Raw genomic sequence first — 19,343 nt, forward strand, 5'->3', positions numbered from 1 at the left:
CGATGGTCGGCCACGCCTTCATGGGAGCCGCGCACTCCCAGGCGTGGCGGGTCGCGCCGCGCTTCTTCGACCTGCCGGTGCGGCCGGTGATGTCCGTGCTGTGCGGCAGGGACGCCGACCGGACGCGGGCCGCCGCGGAACGCCTGGGATGGGCCGAGGCCGTGACGGACTGGAAGTCCGTGCTCGACCGCGACGACGTGCACGTGGTGGACATCTGCACGCCGGGCGACACGCACGCCGAGATCGCCGTCGCCGCCCTGGACGCGGGCAAGCACGTGCTGTGCGAGAAGCCGATGGCCAACAGCGTTACCGAAGCAGTGGCCATGGTCGAGGCCGCCGAACGAGCCGCACGGCGTGGGGTGCGCGCGATGGTCGGCTTCAGCTACCGGAGGGTGCCTGCCCTGGGTCTGGCCAGAGAGCTGGTCGCCCAGGGCAGGCTGGGGAAGATCCACCACGTGCGCGCCCAGTACCTGCAGGACTGGATCGTCGACCCCGCCGCGCCGCTGTCGTGGCGGCTCGACAAGGAGAAGGCCGGTTCCGGCGCACTCGGGGACATCGGCGCGCACGTGGTGGACGCCGCGCAGTTCATCCTCGGCGACACCATCGCCGAGGTGTCCGGGACGCTGCAGACGTTCGTGTCCGAGCGCCCGCTGGCGTCCGCTCACTCCGGGCTGTCCGGTACCGCTGCGGCCGGACAGACCGGGCAGGTCACCGTGGACGACGCCGCGTTGTTCCTGGCCAGGTTCTCGGGCGGCGCGCTCGGCTCGTTCGAGGCCACGCGGTTCGCCAACGGCCGCAAGAACGCGCTGCGCATCGAGGTCAACGGCTCGGCGGGCAGCCTGGCGTTCGACCTGGAGGACATGAACGTGCTGCAGTTCTTCGACGGCACCGAGGACTCGGCCGTCGCGGGGTTCCGCCGGATCATGGTGACCGAGCCGGCGCATCCGTACGTCGGCGCCTGGTGGCCTGCCGGGCACGGTCTGGGCTACGAGCACGCGTTCACCCACCAGGCGGTCGACTTCGTGCGCGCGGTGGCAGCCGGAACCGACCCCGCACCGTCGTTCGCCGACGGGCTCCAGGTGCAGCGCGTCCTCGCCGCCGTCGAGGACAGCGCCGCGTCCCGCACGTGGCACCAGGTCTGAGGAGGGAACCGAGATGGCACGTCCGATCACGTTGTTCACCGGTCAGTGGGCCGACCTGCCGTTCGAGGAGGTCGCCCGGCTGGCCTCCGGCTGGGGCTACGACGGCCTGGAGATCGCCTGCTGGGGCGACCACCTCGAGCCGTGGCGGGCGGCGGAGGACGACGACTACGTCGCGGACCGGCTCGCGATCCTCGCCAAGCACGACCTGAAGGTGTGGGCGATCTCGAACCACCTCACCGGTCAGGCCGTCTGCGACGACCCGATCGACGAGCGGCACCAGGGCATCCTGTCCGCTCGCAACTGGGGTGACGGCGACCCCGAAGGCGTGCGGCAGCGGGCGGCCGAGGAGATGAAGGCGACCGCGCGGGCCGCGGCCAGGCTCGGCGTCGACACCGTCGTGGGGTTCACCGGCTCGTCGATCTGGAAGACCGTCGCCATGTTCCCGCCGGCGCCCGCCTCGATGATCGACGCGGGCTACCAGGACTTCGCCGACCGCTGGAACCCGATCCTGGACGTGTTCGACGAGGTCGGCGTCCGGTTCGCGCACGAGGTCCACCCGTCCGAGATCGCCTACGACTACTGGACGACCGTCCGCGCGCTGGAGGCGATCGGGCACCGGCCGGCGTTCGGCCTGAACTGGGACCCGTCGCACTTCGTCTGGCAGGACCTCGACCCGGTCGGGTTCCTGTGGGACTTCCGCGACCGGATCTACCACGTCGACTGCAAGGACGCCCGGCGCCAGGTCGGCAACGGCCGCAACGGCCGGCTCGGCTCGCACCTGCCGTGGGCGGACCCGCGGCGGGGCTGGGACTTCGTCTCCACCGGGCGCGGCGACGTGCCGTGGGAGCAGTCGTTCCGGATGCTCAACACCATCGGCTACGCCGGGCCGATCAGCGTCGAGTGGGAGGACGCGGGAATGGACCGGCTCCTCGGTGCGCCCGAGGCACTGGAGTTCATCCGCCGCAACGCTTTCGACCCGCCGTCGGCGTCGTTCGACGCCGCGTTCAGCTCTGGCGGGTGACACGTCCGGCCGCTGACTTTCCGTGCCGATGGGACAATCGTTCGATGGAGAGCACCTTGGGTGTCGAGGCTGGATCACCGGCCGCTGTGCTGCGCATGCTGATGGACGGCAGCCCGCGCACCCGAGCGGAGATCGTGGCCGCGACCGGTCTCGCCCGGTCCACCGTGCGGGCGAGGCTGGACCTGCTCGTGGCCGCCGGGCTGGTGACGGGCAGCGGCACGGGGGAGTCCACCGGCGGCCGCCCGGCCGGCCGGTTCGGGTTCAACCCCGGCGCCCAGCACGTGCTGGCGGCCGAGGTGGGAGCCACCCACGCCACCGTCGCCGTCTCCGACCTGGGCTGCCGGTTGCTCGCCGTCGAACAGGTGGACCTCGACGTGGCGGACGGACCGGCGGCGATCCTGCCGCTCCTGGTCACGACCTGGCGCTCGTTGCTCTCGGACGTGGACGCCGCCGAGATCGCGGGCGTCGGCATCGGCCTGCCCGGCCCGGTCGAGCACTCCACCGGCCGCCCGAACAACCCGCCGATCATGCCGGGCTGGGACGGGTTCGACGTGCCGGCGGCGATCACGGCGGAGTTCGACGTGCCGGTGCTGGTCGACAACGAGGTCAACCTGGAGGCACTGGGCGAGCACACCGCCTCGCACCCGGACGTGGCACACATGATCGTGGTGAAGGCGGCGACCGGCATCGGCGCCGGGCTGATCAGCAACGGCGTGCTGCACCGCGGCGCGGCGGGCGCGGCGGGGGACCTGGGACACATCAGGGTGCCGGAGGGCGGCGGGGCGCTGTGCCGGTGCGGCAACACCGACTGCCTGGAGGCGGTCGCCGCCGGTCCCGCGCTGGCGGCGAAGCTGCGGAACCTGGGACATCCCGCCGCGTCTACGGCCGACGTGGTGAACCTGGTCCGGGCCGGCAACCTCGAGGCAGGCCGGGTCGTGCGCCAGGCGGGCAGGGACATCGGCGAGGTGCTCGCCGGCTGCGTCAGCATGTTCAACCCGTCGCTGGTGGTCATCGGCGGCCTGCTGGCGGAGGCGGGCGAGATGCTGCTGGCCGGCGTGCGCGAGTCGATCTACCGGCGCTCGCTGCCGCTGGCCACGGAGAACCTGCGGATCGTCGCGTCGGGCGCCGGTGAGACGGCAGGGGCGTTGGGTGCGGCGGCGATGGTGGTGCGGCACGTGTTGTCGCCGGAGGTGCTGGACGCGCGGCTGGGCGAGGTCGCCGCTGGTGGTGCCGCCGGTGAGGTGCGGCTGTCTTCGCACGCCACCTGAGCCGTGCCCGACCGGCCTGAGATCGTCTGCATCTGCGGCTCCGCCCGGTTCGTGGACGAGATGCGTGCGGCGAACCGGGATCTGACCTTCGCAGGTGTCATCGTCGTCGCGCCGGGCGAAACGGACGAGCCGATCACCGACGAGCAGAAGACCGCGCTGGACGCCCTCCACCTGCGCAAGATCGACCTGGCCGACCGGGTTCTGGTCGTCAACCCCGGCGGGTACATCGGCGAGTCCACGTGCAGGGAGATCGCCTATGCCCGCGCCAACGGCAAGCCGATCTCGTTCACCGATCCCGTCTGACGAAGACCTCCACTGGGTCCAGACGGCCTAGTAATGGCGGCTCTCATCCTTAAGGCACGTGAGCTTCGACGGTGAAGTGCCGACTTTTGATTGACAGTCGCCAATAGTCGGGCCTACCGTCGCCTCATGACTGTGGCCCACGCAACACCGGGGGTGACCGTCGGCAAGGAGCCCACGGTGGCGACCCGGCGGCTGCTGCGGCTCATGCGCACCGGCGCGACCGACCGCGCGATCGCCCGTGAACTCGACGTCAGCCTCCGCACCCTGAACCGGCGCATCGCGCGCCTGCAGTCGTTGCTGGGCGTGCAGTCCCGGTTCCAGCTCGGTGTGCTCGCGGCGGAGCTGAGGTGGCTGGCGCAGCCGGTCGGCGAGCGACCGTCGGGTTCCCGCTGACGCCCCTGCTGTCACAACTTCGCGTGGCTGCCTTGTCCTAGCTGCTGAACGGGTCCGATTCGGCGCAGCGGCGAGGAAGGCAGGACGTCATGAGGGGTAGACACCAGGAAGCGCCTTCGTCGTCGGCGGGTCTGCGCGCCCTTCCTCGTCCGGTGGCGGTGGCCGTGGGTGGCGGCGGGGTGGTGGGAGCCGCGCACGTCGGCGTCGGGCATGCGTTGGAGCAGCGCGGGTTCGTGCCGGACCTGGTCGTCGGCACCTCGGTGGGTGCCCTCACCGGGGCGATCGCGGCCGCGCACCCCGGAACGGCCGCGCCGTGGCTGGACGACGTGTGGATCCGGTTGCGGCGCAGGGAAGTGTTTCCGCTCGGCTGGTTGTCCTCGCGAGCCAGCCTCTTCACTGACCGCGGGCTGCGCCGGTTGATCGCTCGTGCGGGACTGCCGGCGCGGATCGAGCAGCTGGCGATCCCGTTCACCGCGGTTGCCATGGACTTGGACACCGGTGCCGAGGTGCTGCTCGACCACGGCGACCTCGAGTCCGCGTTGCTCGCCAGCGCGGCCATTCCCGGCGTGCTGCCCCCGGTCGATCGCGACGGTCGCACGCTTGTCGACGGGGGAGTCGTCGCTTACGTCCCGGTGCGAGCGGCTCACAAAGCCGGGGCCGCCAGCGTGGTGGTGCTCGCGGCCGGGCCGGAGAGCTCGCCCCTGTTCCCGACCGTGCTGCGCCGGCGTGCTGGAGCGATCGCCGCTCGCGCCGGGCTGCTCCTGCTGCGTCATCAGATCGAACGCGATCTGCGCGAGGTGTCCGACCAGATTCCCGTCGTCGTGCTGCCGACCGGCGTCAAGGACTGGCCCGGGCCGTGGGACTTCCGCCATTCCGGGCGGCTGATCAGCACGGCGTCGCGCACGGCGGGGCGCTTTCTCGACGGACTGAACGCAGAAGGGCCTGGCCTGTACCGGGAAGGTGCCGCGCAACCGGCGGGGGTCGGCCGATGAGCACCATCGCGTTCCTCAACATCGGCATGCACGGCCGGGTCAACCCGACGCTGCCGGTCGTCGCCGAGCTCGTCCGGCGCGGCCACACCGTCACGTACCACACGTCGCCCGCGTTCCGGGACGAGATCGAGGCGGCCGGCGCGACGGTGCACCTCTACCCGGGAGGCGACCAGCCGTTGCCGAATCCGCCGTTGCCGATCACGCTGGTGGACGGACTCGTGCGTGGCGCGATCGAGCTGGTGCCCGCCGTGCGCGGCGACCTGAGCCGAGTCCGGCCGGACCTGATCGTCCACGACAACGCCTGTGTGTGGGGTGCGGTCGCCGCGCGCGAGCTCGGCGTACCGGCGGCTTCGTCGTACACGACGTTCGCCTTCAACCGGCAGGTGCCCAGCCCGACCCGCGCGTCGCTGGACCTGTTGCAGGGAGCCAAACCTGGGTACTTCGCGAGCTTCCTGCGGTCGCGCCGGCAGCTCAGCCGCCGGTTCGACGCGCGCGGGCTACCCGTGGTCGACCTGGGCAACATCCGCCAGCCGCTCAACCTGGTGTTCACGTCGCGCGCGTTCCAGCCCGGCGCAGAGGACTTCGACCAGTCCTACCGGTTCGTCGGCCCGAGCATCGGCGCCCGCCCGGCCGACCCGTCGTTCCCGGTCGACGTGCTGCGCGGACCGGTGCTGTACGCGTCGCTGGGCACGGTGTTCAACGCGGACCCGAAGCTGCTGCGCACCTTCGCCACCGCGCTGGCTCCGCTGGGCGGCACCGTGATCGTCTCAACTGGACAGACCGACCCCTGCGCGCTGGGAACGTTGCCCGCCAACGTGATCGCCCGCCGCTTCGTGCCGCAGCCGGAGGTGCTGGCCCGCGCCGCGTTGTTCGTCACTCACGGCGGGATGAACAGCGCCAACGAGGCCCTGTACGCCGGTGTCCCGTTGCTCGTGGTTCCGCAGGGTGCCGACCAGCCGCTGGTGGCCAGGCGGATCGTCGAGCTGGGCGCGGGTCTGTCGCTCCGGCCTCAGGACGTCGCGGAGGACGCGGTGCGTGCGCGAGCCAGGAGTCTGCTCGAAGACCCGCGGTTCCGCGCCGGTGCGAGCGAACTGCAGACCGCCCAGCGCGAGGCGGGTGGCTACCGGCGGGCCGCCGACGAACTCGAGGACTACCTGCGCAACGCACGCCCGGTCGCGCAACGCAGCGGGGCCGAGTGATGTCGCCCGTCGTCGTGGTCCTGCTGCTGGCGGCCGGGCTTTCGGAGGCCGTCGGCCGCGTCCTGCCGTTCCTCGCGCGCCGGCCCGGCACGTCGTGGCGGGTAGTGGTCAGCTTGCTGACGACCGGTGGCCTGATCGAGGCCGCCGTGTTCGCGCTGTGGCCGTTGACCGCGTGGACGCTGGCCGGCCTGTCGACGTCCACGCCGGGCGACTTGCTGGTGTGGACGCCGGGCTTGGTCGCCCCGCTGCTGTTGTCGGCCGTGCTCGCGTTCCCGCTGCTCGGGCCCCTGCTGCACCTGCTGCTGTTGGCCGGCGTCGGAGCAGGCCTGGTGAGCTCGCTGGCCGCGACGACCGGACTGGACTGGTGGGCCGCCGCCGGGTGCGTGGCGATCGCCGGGGCCGGGCTCGGTGTCGCGGTGGAGGCCGTTCGCCGGCTGGTCGGGCGGCTGACGGCGGCCGAGGTGCGGGCGGTGGTCGCGTGAACGGCTTCCTGCTCTGGGCGATCGTGTTCGGGCCGGTGCTGCTGGCGGAAGGCCTGCTGGCCCGGTACGAGCTGCTGATCTACGGCGCCGGGTGGCGGGCTCCTGGCAGCGAGCTCCCGGCGGGCGTGCCCCGTGCGCGCGGTGCGGACGCCGAGCGGCCCCCGGACGCCTATCTGGTCTACCTGGACGGGATCGGCAAGCGGCGGGCCCGCGACAGCCGCGACGGTGGCCAGCTGGTCGAGGCGCTCCTGGCCGGCGCACCGGAACTGCGGGTGCTGGGCCAGGTTCAGCCATACTCGCCGCTGGCCGAACCGCTTGCTGACCGGCCGGTGTGGGTGTGGTTGCGCCGCCGGGCCGGGCTGTTGTTGTTCCTGCACAACGTGATGCAGATCTTCGTCGCCGCCGATCATCGGTACCGCCCCCTCTACAACCGGGCCGTCGGCACCCAGATCGCCACCCAGCTCGAGCTCGCCGGTTACCTGCCCGGCAGCGCGATCCCGGTGGTGCTGCTGAGCTACAGCGGCGGCGCCCAGGTCGCCACCGGCGCGGTCGACGTGCTGCACACGCGGTTGCGCTGCCCGCTGGTGCTGATCACGCTCGGCGGATTTCACAACGGCGCGAACGACATCAGCCGAGCGGAGCACCTGTACCAGCTCACGAGTGCCGCCGACCGGATCGAACGGGTCGGCACGTGGCTGTTCCCCCAACGCTGGCGGCTGTGGCGCACCAGCGGGTGGAACCGCGCCCGCCGCGCAGGGAAGGTGACCACGCGGTTGCTCGACCCGGCCACGCACGTCGGGCCGCAGAGCTACATCAGCCCGACCGCGGTGCTGCCCGACGGACGAACCCACCTCGACCGCACCGCCGAAACCGTGATCGCGCTGATCCGCAGTCGCCACGGCGTGATCACGTAGACCTTTCGTACCGGGAATTCCCGGTACAAGATGAGCCCGGTGCGAAGGCGTGCGGAACTCATCGGGCGGGCACCGGAGTGCGCTGTCCTCGATCAGCTGATCAGGGCCGCCCGCGCGGGGGAGAGCCGCGTGCTCCTGCTGCACGGCGAGCCAGGGGTGGGGAAGTCGGCACTGCTCGCACACCTGGAGACCTCGGCGACGGGCCTGCGGGTGCTGCGCGCGGCCGGCGTCGAGTCCGAGATGGAGCTGGCGTTCGCCACGCTGCACCAGTTCTGCGTTCCGCTGCTGGACCGGGTGCAGGACCTGCCCGCGCCGCAACGTGATGCGCTCGAGACGGCGTTCGGGATGCGTTCGGGCAGCGCGCAGCCCGAACGCTTGCTGGTCGGGCTGGCGGTGCTGAGCCTGCTGTCGGACGCATCGGGGAGCAGCCCGGTGCTGTGCCTGGTGGACGACGCGCAGTGGATGGACCAGGCGTCGGCTCAGGTCCTCGGTTTCGTGGCCCGCCGCCTGCTGGCCGAGCCGATCGCCCTCGTCTTCGCCGCGCGCCACCGGGCGCGGGACCTGTTCGGCCTGCCGGAGCTGGAGATCACCGGGCTGGGCCAGGCCGACGCACTGGCCCTGCTCGACTCCGCGACGCACGCCCGGCTCGACCACCGGATCCGCGACCGGATCCTCGCCGAGGCCAGGGGCAACCCGCTCGCCCTGATGGAACTGCCGCGCGAGCTGACGGTGACCCAGATGGCGGGCGGGTTCGGCCTGCTGCGCACCGAGGCGTTGCCCCACCGGATCGAAGAGAGCTTCCTGACGCGGATCGAGGGGTTGTCCGAGCACAGCCGGCTGCTCCTGCTGGTGGCCGCCGCCGAGCCGGTCGGTGATCCCACCGCGGTGTGGCGCGCCGCCGAACGGCTCGGGGTCGCCTCCACGACGGCGCTCGCCGACGAGCTGGACGAGCTGCTGTCGTTCGACGTGCGCGTGATCTTCCGGCATCCGCTCGTGCGCTCGGCCGTCTACCGGGCCGCCAAGGAGGAGGACCGCCGCGCCGCGCACCTCGCGCTGGCGGAGGTCACCGACCGGCACCTGGACCCGGACCGCCGTGCCTGGCACCTGGCGTCCGCCGCCGCCGCCGAACCGGACGAGGCCGTCGCCGTGGAGCTCGAACGGTCCGCCGGCCGTGCGCAGGCCCGTGGTGGACTGGCCGCGGCCGCGGCTTTCCTGCAGCGGTCCGTGACGCTCACCGTCGATCCGGTGCGCCGCGTCGAACGTGCAATGCAGGCCGCGGACGCCAGCGTCCGGGCAGGCGACCTGGCTGCCGCACGGGAGCTCGCCGGCATCGTGGAGCTCGAGGCGCAGAGCGAATTCCTCCGCGTCCGAGCCCAACTGGTCCGCGCTCGCATCGCGTACGCGACCGGCTCGTACGTCGAGGCGCAGGGCATGTTGCTGGCGGCCGCGCAGCAGCTGGAACGCTTCGACCTGGACCTCGCTCGGGAGACCTACCTCCTGGCCTGGGGCACCGCCGCGGACGGCGAGCGTCTCGTGGCGATCTCCCAGTCGATCAGGGCACTGCCTCCGCCGGAAGGAGACTCACGTCCGATCGACCTGGTGCTGACCGGATGCGCGCTGCTCGTCACCGACGGACGCGGCGCCGCGATCAGCACCTTGCGCCAGGCGATGGCCGCACTGTCCGACCTCCCCGTGCCGGACCTGCTCAAGTGGGGCTGGGCGGCCTGCGGGGTCAGCCCGGCCGTCTGGGACGAGCAGGTCATGTGCGAGACGTACGCCAGAGCCGTCGAGGTGGCGAGGACCGCCGGGATCCTGACCGAGCTGCCGATCTACCTCGTGTGCCTGGGGTCGGCGAACTCGCTGATCGGGGACTTCGCGGCCGCCGCCTCGCTGATCGCCGAGGCCGAGGCCGTCGCCGCCACCACGGGCAGCCAGTTCGCGCCGTACGCGACGCTCATCCTGACGGCGCTGCAGGGCGAGGCCGAGGCCGCGCAACTGATCGCCGCCACGATCGAGCACCCCGTCGCGGATCGCCGGTCGGCCGGCGTGCCGACCGCTCAGTGGGCGAACGCGGTGCTGCACAACGGCCTGGGCCGCTACCAGCAAGCGCTGGCGGCGGCTCAGGCGAGCGCGGCGACCGCACAGCTGGTCGTCTCGGTGTGGGTGCTGCCCGAACTCGTCGAGGCAGCCGCGCGCCTCGGTGCGGACGAGATCGCGCTCGATGCGTTGGCACGGCTGGGGAACGCGGCGGAAGCGTGCGACACGAACTGGGCGCAGGGGATCCTGGCCCGGTGCCGTGCGCTGCTTGCCGGCGAAGCCGCGGAGGACCTCTACCGCGAGGCGATCGACCGGTTGGGCCGGACGTTGTTGCGCCCCGACATCGCGCGTGCGCACCTGCTGTACGGCGAGTGGTTGCGCCGGCAGTCACGGCAGGCCGACGCACGGCATCAGCTCACCACCGCACACGAGATGTTCGTGTCGATCGGCATGGCGGCGTTCGCCGAACGTGCCCGCCGCGAGCTGCTCGCCAACGGGGACATGGCCCGCGAGCGCACCGACGACGCGTCGCCGAGCACGAAGCTGACACCCCAGGAAAGACAGATCGCGCTGCTGGTGCGGGACGGCCTGTCCAACTCGGAAGTCGGTGCGCAGCTCTTCATCAGCGCGCGCACGGTCGAATGGCACCTGCGCAAGGTCTTCGCCAAACTGTCGATCACGTCCCGGCGACAGCTGCGGGACGCGTTGCCGGGTGCAGCACCGCCTCGATCTCCAGGCTGATCTGCACCTTGTCGCCGACCACGACGCCGCCGCCGTCGAGCGGCAGCTTGATGTCGACGCCGAAGTCGTTGCGGTCGATGACCGTCGAGGCAGACACACCGAGGCGCGTGCCGCCGCCGTCGTCCGGCCCGATGCCGTTCACGTCCAACGCGAGCTGCACCGAACGCGTGACGCCCTTGATCGTCAACTCGCCGTCGACCACGAGGCCGCGACGGCCGTGGCGGACGCCGGTGGAGCTGAACGTCCACAGTGGATGGTTCTCGACGTCGAAGAAGTCGGCCGAGCGCACGTGCGCGTCGCGCTGCGCGTTGCCCGTGTCGATGGACGCCGGCTCGATCACTGCGGTGACGGCCGAGCCGGTCACGTCGTCGCCCGTGACGATCTGCCCGGAGAACGTCGCGAACCGGCCCCGGACCTTGCCCACCATCATGTGCCGGACGCTGAACGAGATGTCGGAGTGGGCCGGGTCGATGTCCCAGGTGCCTGCGACGTAACCGGGGATCGTGGTCGTGGTTGCGGTGGTCATGTGGATCTCCTGACGAGAAGACGGTTAGTGCGTGGCTTGGAACGTCCACTTGAGACCGAGCGCCAGCGCGAGGAGGAGGCCCGCCAGCAGGAGCACCGAGGAGCCGGTGTTCGTGCCGATCAGCATCAGCGCCAGCGCGAACGCCCCGGCGTACCACTTCCGGCGCGCGCCTCCGCCATCTCCGAACGAGCGGAGCTGCTCGGCCAGCGCCGGGTCGTCGATCCTGATGTTCTTCTCGATGGCGCGCAGTGCGCGTTGCTCGCGGCGGTTCACGGCACGGGGCTCGGCTCCGGCCGCACGACGGCGACCGGGCAGGGGGAGTGGTGCAGCAGCGCGTGGCTGACGGAGCCGAGCACGAGGCCGGCCGCGCTGCCCCGGCCGTGCGAGCCGACGACCACCAGCTGTGCCTTGTTCGCGGTGGCCTGCGCGATCAGGGCGTGCGCGGGGCCGTCGCTCACGACCACGCGCCGGACCTCGACGTCGGGGTACTTCTCGCTCCACCCCGCCAGCCGCTCGGCGAGGGCCCGGTGCTCCTCGGTTTCGACGGCGTCCCACTCCACCGGCTCCGTCACGGCTGGGGCGACCGCGTAGTCGTTCCACACGTGCACCGCGATCAACGGCACTCCGCGCGCGTCCGCCGCGTCGAACGCGAACTCCAGTGCTGCCTCGCTGATCGGTGAGCCGTCGACGCCGACGACGACCGGCCCGGAGTCGGACTCTTCGCCGCGCACGACGACGACCGGACATTCCGCCTGGGCGGCCAGCCTGATCGCGACCGAACCGATCAGCAGCGAGGTGAACCCGCCGAGGCCGCGGTCGCCGATCACCAGGAGACCGGCGGTGCGCGACTCGGTGACCAGCAGCGGCACCGGATATCCGTCGAGGGTCAGCTCGGAGATCTCGACACCCTCGGCGACGTGCCTGGCCGCGTCGGCAGCTACCGCGACCGTTTTCCAGGTGTCCTGCAACAACGACTCCCGGTAGTTGCCGAGGCCGGGGTCGCCGAGGTGCCGGTGCCCCGACCAGCCGAAGGCGCTGACCAGGTACAGAGGTGCGCTGTGGCGCGCGGCCTCCTGGGCGGCCCAGCGGGCGGCATCGAGGGCTGAGGACGACCCGTCGATGCCGACGACGATCGGCAGGCCCTTGTCTCGCCACTGTCCCATGTGATGCTCCTGTCCCGAGTCCTTTGCCTGGTGGCGCGTCCCGGAACGTTGGCGAGGTAGTTCACGCTCAGCAGGGCGCCTCGCGGCACCACGATGCACCCGTCTGACCGCGAACTACCCCGGCAACGTTCCAGGCCACACCACTAGGACAGGTCGCACCACGGCTTTGTGACACGTGTCAGGCCAGCGCCGCGGGGAGCTCCTTGCGCGAGGCGACGTCGAGCTTGGCGAACACCTTGCGCAGGTGCCATTCCACGGTGCGCGGGCTGAGGAACAGCTCGGCGCCGATCTCGGAGTTCGTCCTGCCGGCACCGGCGAGCCTGGCGATCTGGGCTTCCTGCGCGGTGAGGGGTTCCCGCGTCGCGTCCGCGCGGTGGTGCACGGCCTCGCCGATGGTCAGCAACGAGCGTCGGGCGCGCTCAGCGAAGGCGTTGGCGCCGAACCGGTCCAGCATCTCGTGCGCGGTGCGCAGCTGGGTGCGAGCTTCGTCGCGGCGGTTCGCGCGACTGAGCCACTCGCCGTACCCGAGGTGGGCGCGCGCGAGATAGACGGCGACGCGCGTGCGCTGGAGGTGTTCGATCGCCTTGCGGTACAACCGATCGGCGTCCGGGCCGTCGGTCAGCAGCGCGGTCGACCACGCAAGCACACCGAGCGCCCACTCCGTGCCGCTGGCGGTGGCGCGCTCCTCGATCTGCCGCAGGGCGTCGGCGGCATCTTCGGGTGTGCCGGCCCCGGCCGCGGCCTCGACCAGTTCCAGCAGTGCGAGACCGAAGATCCCCAGATCGTCGTGCTCGCACGCGCGCCGGGCGCTCGAAAAGGCGTCCTCGTACCGGCCAAGTCCGTTGTACAGCACGGCGTTCAAGAAGGAGCCGCCACCGATGGCTCGTCCCTCACCCCAGGTGCTCGCCCACCGGGCACCGGCCTTGAGCGCCGAGGCCGCCCCGGGGTCGCCACGCCAGGCCAGCAGTGCCAGCCTCGGGTAGCCGAGGTGCGAGTTGCCGGTCACCTTCAGGATCGCGTCGGACTCCTCGATCAACGTCGAGGCGAGGTCGAACTCACCGGCGTGCAGGTGCACGAGAGCCCGGTAGGACAGGGCCAGCGGCAGGAAGTTGAGCGCGCCGGTGTCGCGAGCCGTCCGGACCGCGTGCGTGACCAGGTCGTGCCAGGTCTCGTCGTTCCACATGTCCGCGGCGGTCAGCCACGCCAGCCACAGCCAGCGCATGATGTCGTCCGGCGTCTCCTGCCGGAACGCCCGCAGGGCGTGGTTCAGCAGGGGAGCGCCCGCGACGTAGCCGTCGGCGAACCGCGCGGTCAGCCCGTCGAGCAGGGCGTCCACCGGCCGTGGCGGCTGCGGACCCGGTGGCGCGGTGCGGGCGGCCTCGGCCACCTCCGCGAGTGCGCCGTTCCCGTTCAGCCGGCCCGCGAACACCGCCGACCCGATGGCCTCGAGGTAGACCTCACGGGCTTGGCCGCCGTCGAGCCGTTCCAGCCGGTCGGCCGCGTCCAGCAGCAACGGCAGCGCATCACCGCCGCGTCTGCGGGCAAAGGCGATCTGCGCGCGCAGCCGGGTCAGCCGTCCGCGTTGGAGCGCGTCCAACGGGCTCATCTCCGCGGCGGCGAGAAGTTCCAGCGCCGCGTCGGGGGCTCCCGCCTCGAACGTGGCGTGCGCCGCGGCCAGCGCTCTCGTTCCGCGTGCGGCCGGGTCCGGTGTCAGTCCGGCCGCACGCGTGAGGAACGCGGCCGCCGCCGCGACACCGCCACGAGCCTGAGCCCGGCCGGCGGAGAGCTCCAGCTCCACTGCCACCGCCTCATCGGGTTCGACCGCCGCGTGCGCGCGGTGCCAGGCCCGGCGATCGGGGTCGGACTCGGGATCGGTCGCCGCCGCCAACGCGCGGTGCACGTCCCGGCGTTCTGCCGTGTCGGCCGCGCGATAAGCCGCTGAGCGCACCAGTGGATGGTGAAACCGCACGCGTGCGCCGAACTTGATGAGTCCGGCCGCCTCGGCGGCCGCCGCTGCCTCCGCGCCGATGTCGAGTCGCTCGGCCACGCGCCGCAGCAACGCCACGTCGCCCACCGGTTCTGCGGCCGCCACCAGCAGCAGCCTCTGGGTCTCGCCGGGCAACGACCCGATGCGCCGCAGGAAGCTCTGCTCGATCTGGCTCGCGAGCGGCCGCGCGTCCGGACGGGCGAACCCGCCGGCCAGCTCGGCGCCGGTCAGGTCGCGCGGCAACTCCAGCAGCGCCAACGGGTTGCCGCGGGCTTCGGCGACGATCCGGTCCTTGACGTGCTCGTCGACCCGTCCGAGCACGACGGAGTCCAGCAGTGCGCGCGCATCGTGTTCGGGCAGACCCCGCACCGCGAGTTCCGGCAACCCCTCCAGCTGGTCGTCGCCTGTCGCGGACCGCACCGCGAACAGGAACACCACCCGCTCGGCGAGCAGCCGCCGGGCGGCGAAGGCCAAGGTCTGGGCGGACACGCGGTCGAGCCACTGGGCGTCGTCCACGACGCAGAGCAGCGGCTGGTCCTCCGCCACCTCGGCCAGCAGGCTGAGCACCGCCAGCCCGACCAGGAAGCGGTCCGGCGCACTGCCGCCGCGCAGCCCGAACGCGATCATCAACGCGTCCCGCTGCGGATCCGGGAGGCGGCCGAGGTGCGTCATCATCGGCGCGCACAGCTGGTGCAACGCGGCGAACGCCAACTCCATCTCGGACTCGACGCCGACAGCGCGCGCGATCCGGAACCCCGCCGCGCCGTCCACCAGGTGGTCCACGAGCGCGGACTTGCCGATGCCCGCCTCGCCGCGCAGCACGAGCACCTGGCTCCGGCCGGATCTCGCCTGCGTGAGCAACCGATCCAGCGTCTCGCACTCGGTGCGTCTGCCCCGCAAGCCGCGCTGAGGACCGTTGCCCGCCATCCACCACCACCGCGCACGTCGACGTGCCCGGCGTTGATCAACGACGGGCCGTCTCATGATGCACCGCCGGTCGACCGGCCGGGAGGACCCACTCCGGTCACGTGTCCCTGGTCGCGTGCGGCCAGGGGTGCACCAGGGGCGGTCAAGGGCGCGATCACCACGTGCGCCGGACGACGGTGGCTGACATGCCGTCCACGACCGCCGAAGAAGCAGCGGACACCGCGGAGTTCCAGAGCGTTCGCCCGCGTCTGTTCGGAATCGCGTACCGAATGCTGGGCCGGGTGGCCGACGCCGAGGACGTCGTGCAGGACGTGTGGCTCCGGTGGCAGAGCGCGGACCGGGCCCAGGTGCGCGACCGGGTCGCGTTCCTCGCGACGATCACGACGCGGGTCACGCTCAACTTCCTCGCCTCGGCCCGCGTCCGCCGGGAGGTTCCGGTCGGCCGCTGGCTGCCGGGCCAGGTGCCCGTCTCCGAGGACCCGACGCTGGCCGTGGAACGGTCAGCCGAACTGGAGCAGGGCGTGCTCCTGCTGCTTCAGCGGTTGTCCCCGACTGAACGCGCGGTCTTCGTGCTGCGAGAGGCGTGCGGCTACCCGTTCCGGGACATCGCCAGGGCACTCCAGCTGAGCGAGGCCAACGCGCGTCAGATCCGGCGGAGATCGGCCGAGCACCTCACCGGGTCACGGCACCTGCCCGTGCCACGGGCGGCCTCCGACCGGTTGCTGAGCGCCGTGCGCGACGCGGGCCGGACCGGTGCCCTGGCCCGGCTCGAACGTCTGCTCGTCGAGGACGCCCTGTCCTGCCGGGAGTGAGCCGGCCAGCAGGTACGCGCGCACCAGGTCGGCGAGCTTGACCATGCCGACGAGCAGCCGGTCCTCGACCACCGGCAGGAACCACGTGCCTTCCGGCAGCATCAACCGGATGGCGTCGGCGATGAGGGCATCGGCCCTGACCGCCACGAGGTTGGCCCGGATGACCTCGTGGATGCGCGTGTTCTCGGTGTCCTGACCCCGCGCCACCGCGTTGGCGACGTCGGCCTCGGCGATCATCGCGATCGGCTCGCGGGTGTTGTCGGCCACCACCACGAGCGACGAGATGTGAGCGTGCCTCATGAGAAACGCGGCTGCGGCCAGATGTGCGCCCGCCTCGATCGTGATCATCGGCGGCGTCATCACCTGGCGCACGGTCTGATGCCGCCCCGGCGGCACGACTTCCTCCAGTCGCACGGAGTTCTCGCCGAGCGAGCTGACCGGCAGGAAGAACCAGTGCCGGTTGACGCAGAAGATCTTCGCGTGGTCGACCGGCCCGTCGGTGCTGTCGATGACCGTGAGCCACTGGATTTCGCTCACTTCGGAACATTTTGGACAAAGGGTCAGGTCCATCGGCACGCCTTCCCATCCGCGGTCGGGTCACCAGTTGAGACCGGACGCGGAGGCGCGGTGTGACAGTTCCGGTCGATGTACCGGGACGTGTACCGGTTGCCGTAATCTCGCTGCGGTGGGACTCCTCGGGCGGCGTGACGAGTGTCAGGCCCTCGACGACCTGCTGGCCGGCGCCAGGGCGGGGCGGAGTGCGGCCCTGGTCCTGCGCGGAGAGCCGGGAATCGGCAAGACCGCACTGCTGCAGCACCTCCGCGAGCGTTCCACGTCGTGCCGCGTCGTGCGCGCCGCCGGCGTTCAGTCCGAAATGGAGCTTTCGCACGCCGGCCTGCACCAGCTCTGCGCGCCGCTGCTCGGCGGCTTGGACCAGCTCCCGGAGCCGCAGCGCGACGCCTTGAGCACGGCGTTCGGCCTCAGTCGTGGCACGGTGCCGAACCGGTTTCTCGTCGGCCTGGCCACGCTGAGCCTGCTCGCCGACGCCGCGGCGGACCGGCCGCTCGTCTGCCTCGTGGACGACGCGCAGTGGCTCGATCGCGTGTCGGCGCAGACCTTCGAGTTCGTCGCCCGGCGGCTGCAGGCCGAGCCGATCGTGCTGGTCTTCTCCATTCGTGAGCCGAGCCAGGGGGAGACGTTCGCCGGTCTTCCCGAGCTGCGCGTCACCGGGTTGACCGAGCACGACTCGCGAACGCTGCTCACCTCCGTCGTCACCGGCCCGCTCGACGAACGGGTGCGCGACCGGATCGTGGCCGAGACCCGTGGCAATCCGTTGGCGCTGCTGGAGTTCCCCCGCGGGTTGACGACGGCGGAGCTGGCCGGCTTCGGGCGGCCGGGTGCGCGGCAGTCGCCGAGCCGGATCGAGCAGGAGTTCCTCCGCCGCGTCGAGGCCCTTCCCGCCGAGTCCCGGCGGCTGCTGAGCACCGCGGCCGCCGAACCCGTGGGCGACGTGGCGTTGTTGCAGCGGGCGGCCATGCGGCTGGGGATCGACATCGACGCCGCCGTGTCGCACGCCGAGGTGCCGACGATGATCACGCTCGGCACCACCGTGCGGTTCCGGCACCCGCTCGTGCGGTCGGCGGCTTATCGCGCGGCGCGCCAGGACGAGCTGCGCGAGATCCACCTGGCGTTGGCGCACGAGACCGATGCCGAGCTCGACCCCGACCGCCGGGCGTGGCACCTGGCCCGCGCGACGGCGGGACCTGACGAGGCGGTGGCGGCCGACCTGGTGCGGTCCGCGGATCGCGCGCAGGCCCGCGGCGGGGTCGCTGCGGCGGCTGCGTTCCTGGAGCGCGCGGTCGCGCTCACCCCGGATCCCGCGCGACGGGTGCAGCGCGCCGTCGACGCCGCCCAGGCGAACCTCCAGGCCGGCGCGTTCGAATCGGCGGCCGCCGTCCTCACGACGGCGGACAGCGGAGGGGGCGACGACTTCACGCGGGCGCGGATCGACGTGCTGCAGGCCCAGATCGCGTTCGTGCACAACCGCGGCGCCGAAGCTCCTCCGCTGTTGCTCGCCGCAGCGCGCCGGATCGAGCAGCACGACGTTCCGCTCGCCAGGGACACCTATTTGGACGCGGTGGCGGCGGCGATCTACGCCGGTCGGCTCGCGAACGGCACCGGACTGCGGGAGGTCGGAGAGGCCGCCCGCGGCGCGGCGTCGCCGGCGGTGCCCCGGATGCCCGACCTGCTGCTGGACGCCGTCGCCGTACGGCTGACTGACGGTTACGCCGCTTCGGCGCCGATGATGCGGGACGTCCTCGAATCGTGCTGCGACCAGGAGATCCCGGCGCACGAGACGTTGCGCTGGTTCTGGCTCGCGTCCGTGGTCGCCGCGGATCTGTGGGACGACGAGCGCTGGCACGTCGTCGTGCACCGTCAGCTGAAACTCATCCGCGAGTCCGGTGCGCTCAGCGAGCTTCCCGACGCCATCGACTCCTGCGCCCACATGCACCTCCTCACCGGGGAACTGGCGGCCGCCGCGGCGCTGATCGAGGAGGGCAGCACGGTCTGCACGGCGATCGGGAGCACCCCGGCGCGCGTCGGGCCGCTCGGCCTGGCCGTCTGGCGCGGTCGCGAGCGCGAGGCCAGGACGTTGATCGAGGCGCTGATGAGCGACGCGGTGCCGAGCGGCCAGGGAGCCGTCGTCACCGTCACGCTCTGTTACCACGCGCTGCTCTGCAACAGCTTGGGCCACTACGCGGACGCGCTGACCGCCGCCCAGCAGGCGGCCGCGCACCCCGAGGAGTTCGCCTCGCCGCGCTGGGGCCTGGCCGAGCTGGTCGAGGCCGCCGCGCGGACCGACGCACCCGAGCAGGCCACCGTTGCGCTCGAACAACTGTCGGCGGCGGCACGGGCGAGTGGCACGGACTGGGCACTGGGCGTGGAAGCGCGCTCACGGGCGTTGCTGAGCGAGGGCGACGCGGCAGAGCGCTGCTACCGCGAGGCGATCGACCGACTGTCCAGGACCAGGGTTCGCGTGGAGCTGGCCCGCGTGCACCTGTTGTACGGCGAGTGGCTGCGCCGCGAGAACCGCCGCGTCGACGCCCGTGCCCAGCTGGGGATCGCGCACGACCTGTTCGGCAAGATCGGCGCCGAGGCGTTCGCCGACCGTGCGCGCCGCGAGTTGCAGGCCACCGGCGTGACGGTGCGCAAACGCGCCTCTGTCACGACGAAAGACCTCCTCACCCCGCAGGAGACCCAGATCGCCCGGCTCGCCGCGGACGGTCTCACGAACGCGGAGATCGGCACCCGGTTGTTCATCAGCTCGCACACGGTCGAATGGCACCTGCGCAAGGTGTTCTCGAAGCTCGGCAGCGCCTCCCGCCGGGAGATCCGCGACATCCTGCCCCAGGACGCCGCGGACTCGGCCTGACGG

Annotated in this window: 16 protein-coding genes and 1 pseudogene; 12 read left to right on the forward strand and 5 right to left on the reverse strand. The window is 72.1% G+C overall.

What is annotated here, in order from left to right:
• Positions 1-2 precede the first annotated feature (2 nt).
• From DI276_RS14595 to DI276_RS14640, 10 genes are all read left to right on the forward strand, one after another.
• Positions 3-1,142, forward strand: coding sequence for a Gfo/Idh/MocA family protein (locus tag DI276_RS14595; RefSeq protein ID WP_112263886.1), 1,140 nt, complete (start codon positions 3-5; stop codon positions 1,140-1,142).
• A 13-nt stretch (positions 1,143-1,155) separates the two neighbouring features.
• Positions 1,156-2,163, forward strand: coding sequence for a sugar phosphate isomerase/epimerase family protein (locus tag DI276_RS14600; protein WP_112263887.1), 1,008 nt, complete (start codon positions 1,156-1,158; stop codon positions 2,161-2,163).
• A 44-nt stretch (positions 2,164-2,207) separates the two neighbouring features.
• Complete coding sequence (locus DI276_RS14605) at positions 2,208-3,431, forward strand: ROK family transcriptional regulator (protein WP_112263888.1); 1,224 nt, start codon at positions 2,208-2,210, stop codon at positions 3,429-3,431.
• Between the two features lie 3 nt (positions 3,432-3,434).
• Positions 3,435-3,734, forward strand: coding sequence for a hypothetical protein (locus DI276_RS14610; RefSeq protein WP_112263889.1), 300 nt, complete (start codon positions 3,435-3,437; stop codon positions 3,732-3,734).
• A 126-nt stretch (positions 3,735-3,860) separates the two neighbouring features.
• Positions 3,861-4,127 (forward strand): LuxR C-terminal-related transcriptional regulator, encoded by a 267-nt coding sequence (locus tag DI276_RS14615; protein WP_112263890.1) that lies wholly within the window; start codon positions 3,861-3,863, stop codon positions 4,125-4,127.
• Between the two features lie 89 nt (positions 4,128-4,216).
• Positions 4,217-5,119, forward strand: coding sequence for a patatin-like phospholipase family protein (locus tag DI276_RS14620; protein WP_112263891.1), 903 nt, complete (start codon positions 4,217-4,219; stop codon positions 5,117-5,119).
• Positions 5,116-6,318 (forward strand): macrolide family glycosyltransferase, encoded by a 1,203-nt coding sequence (locus tag DI276_RS14625; protein ID WP_112263892.1) that lies wholly within the window; start codon positions 5,116-5,118, stop codon positions 6,316-6,318. The genes DI276_RS14620 and DI276_RS14625 overlap by 4 nt, the downstream gene beginning before the upstream one ends.
• On the forward strand, positions 6,318-6,800 hold the full coding sequence (locus tag DI276_RS14630; protein WP_112263893.1) for a hypothetical protein: 483 nt from the start codon (positions 6,318-6,320) through the stop codon (positions 6,798-6,800). Before DI276_RS14625 ends, DI276_RS14630 begins: the two co-directional genes overlap by 1 nt.
• Positions 6,797-7,714 carry a hypothetical protein gene (locus DI276_RS14635; RefSeq protein WP_112263894.1) on the forward strand — a complete coding sequence of 306 codons (918 nt, stop codon included), beginning with the start codon at positions 6,797-6,799 and terminating at the stop codon, positions 7,712-7,714. The genes DI276_RS14630 and DI276_RS14635 overlap by 4 nt, the downstream gene beginning before the upstream one ends.
• A gap of 39 nt (positions 7,715-7,753) precedes the next feature.
• A complete protein-coding gene (locus DI276_RS14640; RefSeq protein WP_232836661.1) occupies positions 7,754-10,492 on the forward strand; it encodes an ATP-binding protein in 2,739 nt (912 codons plus the stop codon).
• Here DI276_RS14640 and DI276_RS14645 read toward each other — a convergent pair.
• The 4 genes from DI276_RS14645 to DI276_RS14660 all read right to left on the reverse strand — a co-directional run bounded on the left by DI276_RS14645 (position 10,428) and on the right by DI276_RS14660 (position 15,095).
• Positions 10,428-11,018 carry a YceI family protein gene (locus DI276_RS14645; protein WP_112263896.1) on the reverse strand — a complete coding sequence of 197 codons (591 nt, stop codon included), beginning with the start codon at positions 11,016-11,018 and terminating at the stop codon, positions 10,428-10,430. The genes DI276_RS14640 and DI276_RS14645 overlap by 65 nt on opposite strands.
• A gap of 24 nt (positions 11,019-11,042) precedes the next feature.
• The gene (locus tag DI276_RS49915; RefSeq protein ID WP_157984708.1) at positions 11,043-11,291 is read right to left on the reverse strand and encodes a DUF3040 domain-containing protein; all 249 of its coding nucleotides are present in this window, start codon (positions 11,289-11,291) and stop codon (positions 11,043-11,045) included.
• On the reverse strand, positions 11,288-12,181 hold the full coding sequence (locus tag DI276_RS14655; protein WP_112263898.1) for a universal stress protein: 894 nt from the start codon (positions 12,179-12,181) through the stop codon (positions 11,288-11,290). Before DI276_RS14655 ends, DI276_RS49915 begins: the two co-directional genes overlap by 4 nt.
• Positions 12,182-12,359: 178 nt before the next feature.
• Positions 12,360-15,095: an ATP-binding protein gene (locus tag DI276_RS14660; protein WP_112263899.1), complete on the reverse strand. Its 2,736-nt coding sequence runs from the start codon at positions 15,093-15,095 to the stop codon at positions 12,360-12,362.
• A 185-nt stretch (positions 15,096-15,280) separates the two neighbouring features.
• Here DI276_RS14660 and DI276_RS52005 point away from each other — a divergent pair, with 185 nt between their 5' ends.
• Positions 15,281-15,907: a sigma-70 family RNA polymerase sigma factor gene (locus DI276_RS52005; protein ID WP_112263900.1), complete on the forward strand. Its 627-nt coding sequence runs from the start codon at positions 15,281-15,283 to the stop codon at positions 15,905-15,907.
• Between the two features lie 24 nt (positions 15,908-15,931).
• Here the strand turns inward: DI276_RS52005 and DI276_RS53255 are convergent.
• Positions 15,932-16,477: pseudogene (locus tag DI276_RS53255) on the reverse strand (CBS domain-containing protein); the annotation flags it as partial.
• 115 nt (positions 16,478-16,592) lie between these two features.
• On the opposite strand from DI276_RS53255, the gene DI276_RS14675 reads away from it, so the two are divergent.
• Positions 16,593-19,340: an ATP-binding protein gene (locus DI276_RS14675; RefSeq protein WP_232836662.1), complete on the forward strand. Its 2,748-nt coding sequence runs from the start codon at positions 16,593-16,595 to the stop codon at positions 19,338-19,340.
• Positions 19,341-19,343: the final 3 nt, after the last annotated feature.

The organism is Lentzea terrae (assembly GCF_003265345.1).
Lineage (GTDB): Bacteria > Actinomycetota > Actinomycetes > Mycobacteriales > Pseudonocardiaceae > Lentzea > Lentzea terrae.

Bases quoted from the DNA above. Each gene is read 5' to 3' on its own strand.
- DI276_RS14645 (WP_112263896.1), bottom strand. From the start codon at position 11,018: ATGACCACCGCAACCACGACCACGATCCCCGGTTACGTCGCAGGCACC.
- DI276_RS14605 (WP_112263888.1), top strand. From the start codon at position 2,208: ATGGAGAGCACCTTGGGTGTCGAGGCTGGATCACCGGCCGCTGTGCTG.
- DI276_RS14660 (WP_112263899.1), bottom strand. From the start codon at position 15,095: ATGGCGGGCAACGGTCCTCAGCGCGGCTTGCGGGGCAGACGCACCGAG.
- DI276_RS14655 (WP_112263898.1), bottom strand. From the start codon at position 12,181: ATGGGACAGTGGCGAGACAAGGGCCTGCCGATCGTCGTCGGCATCGAC.
- DI276_RS14600 (WP_112263887.1), top strand. From the start codon at position 1,156: ATGGCACGTCCGATCACGTTGTTCACCGGTCAGTGGGCCGACCTGCCG.
- DI276_RS14625 (WP_112263892.1), top strand. From the start codon at position 5,116: ATGAGCACCATCGCGTTCCTCAACATCGGCATGCACGGCCGGGTCAAC.
- DI276_RS14620 (WP_112263891.1), top strand. From the start codon at position 4,217: ATGAGGGGTAGACACCAGGAAGCGCCTTCGTCGTCGGCGGGTCTGCGC.
- DI276_RS14630 (WP_112263893.1), top strand. From the start codon at position 6,318: ATGTCGCCCGTCGTCGTGGTCCTGCTGCTGGCGGCCGGGCTTTCGGAG.
- DI276_RS14595 (WP_112263886.1), top strand. From the start codon at position 3: ATGGTCGGCCACGCCTTCATGGGAGCCGCGCACTCCCAGGCGTGGCGG.
- DI276_RS52005 (WP_112263900.1), top strand. From the start codon at position 15,281: ATGCCGTCCACGACCGCCGAAGAAGCAGCGGACACCGCGGAGTTCCAG.
- DI276_RS14615 (WP_112263890.1), top strand. From the start codon at position 3,861: ATGACTGTGGCCCACGCAACACCGGGGGTGACCGTCGGCAAGGAGCCC.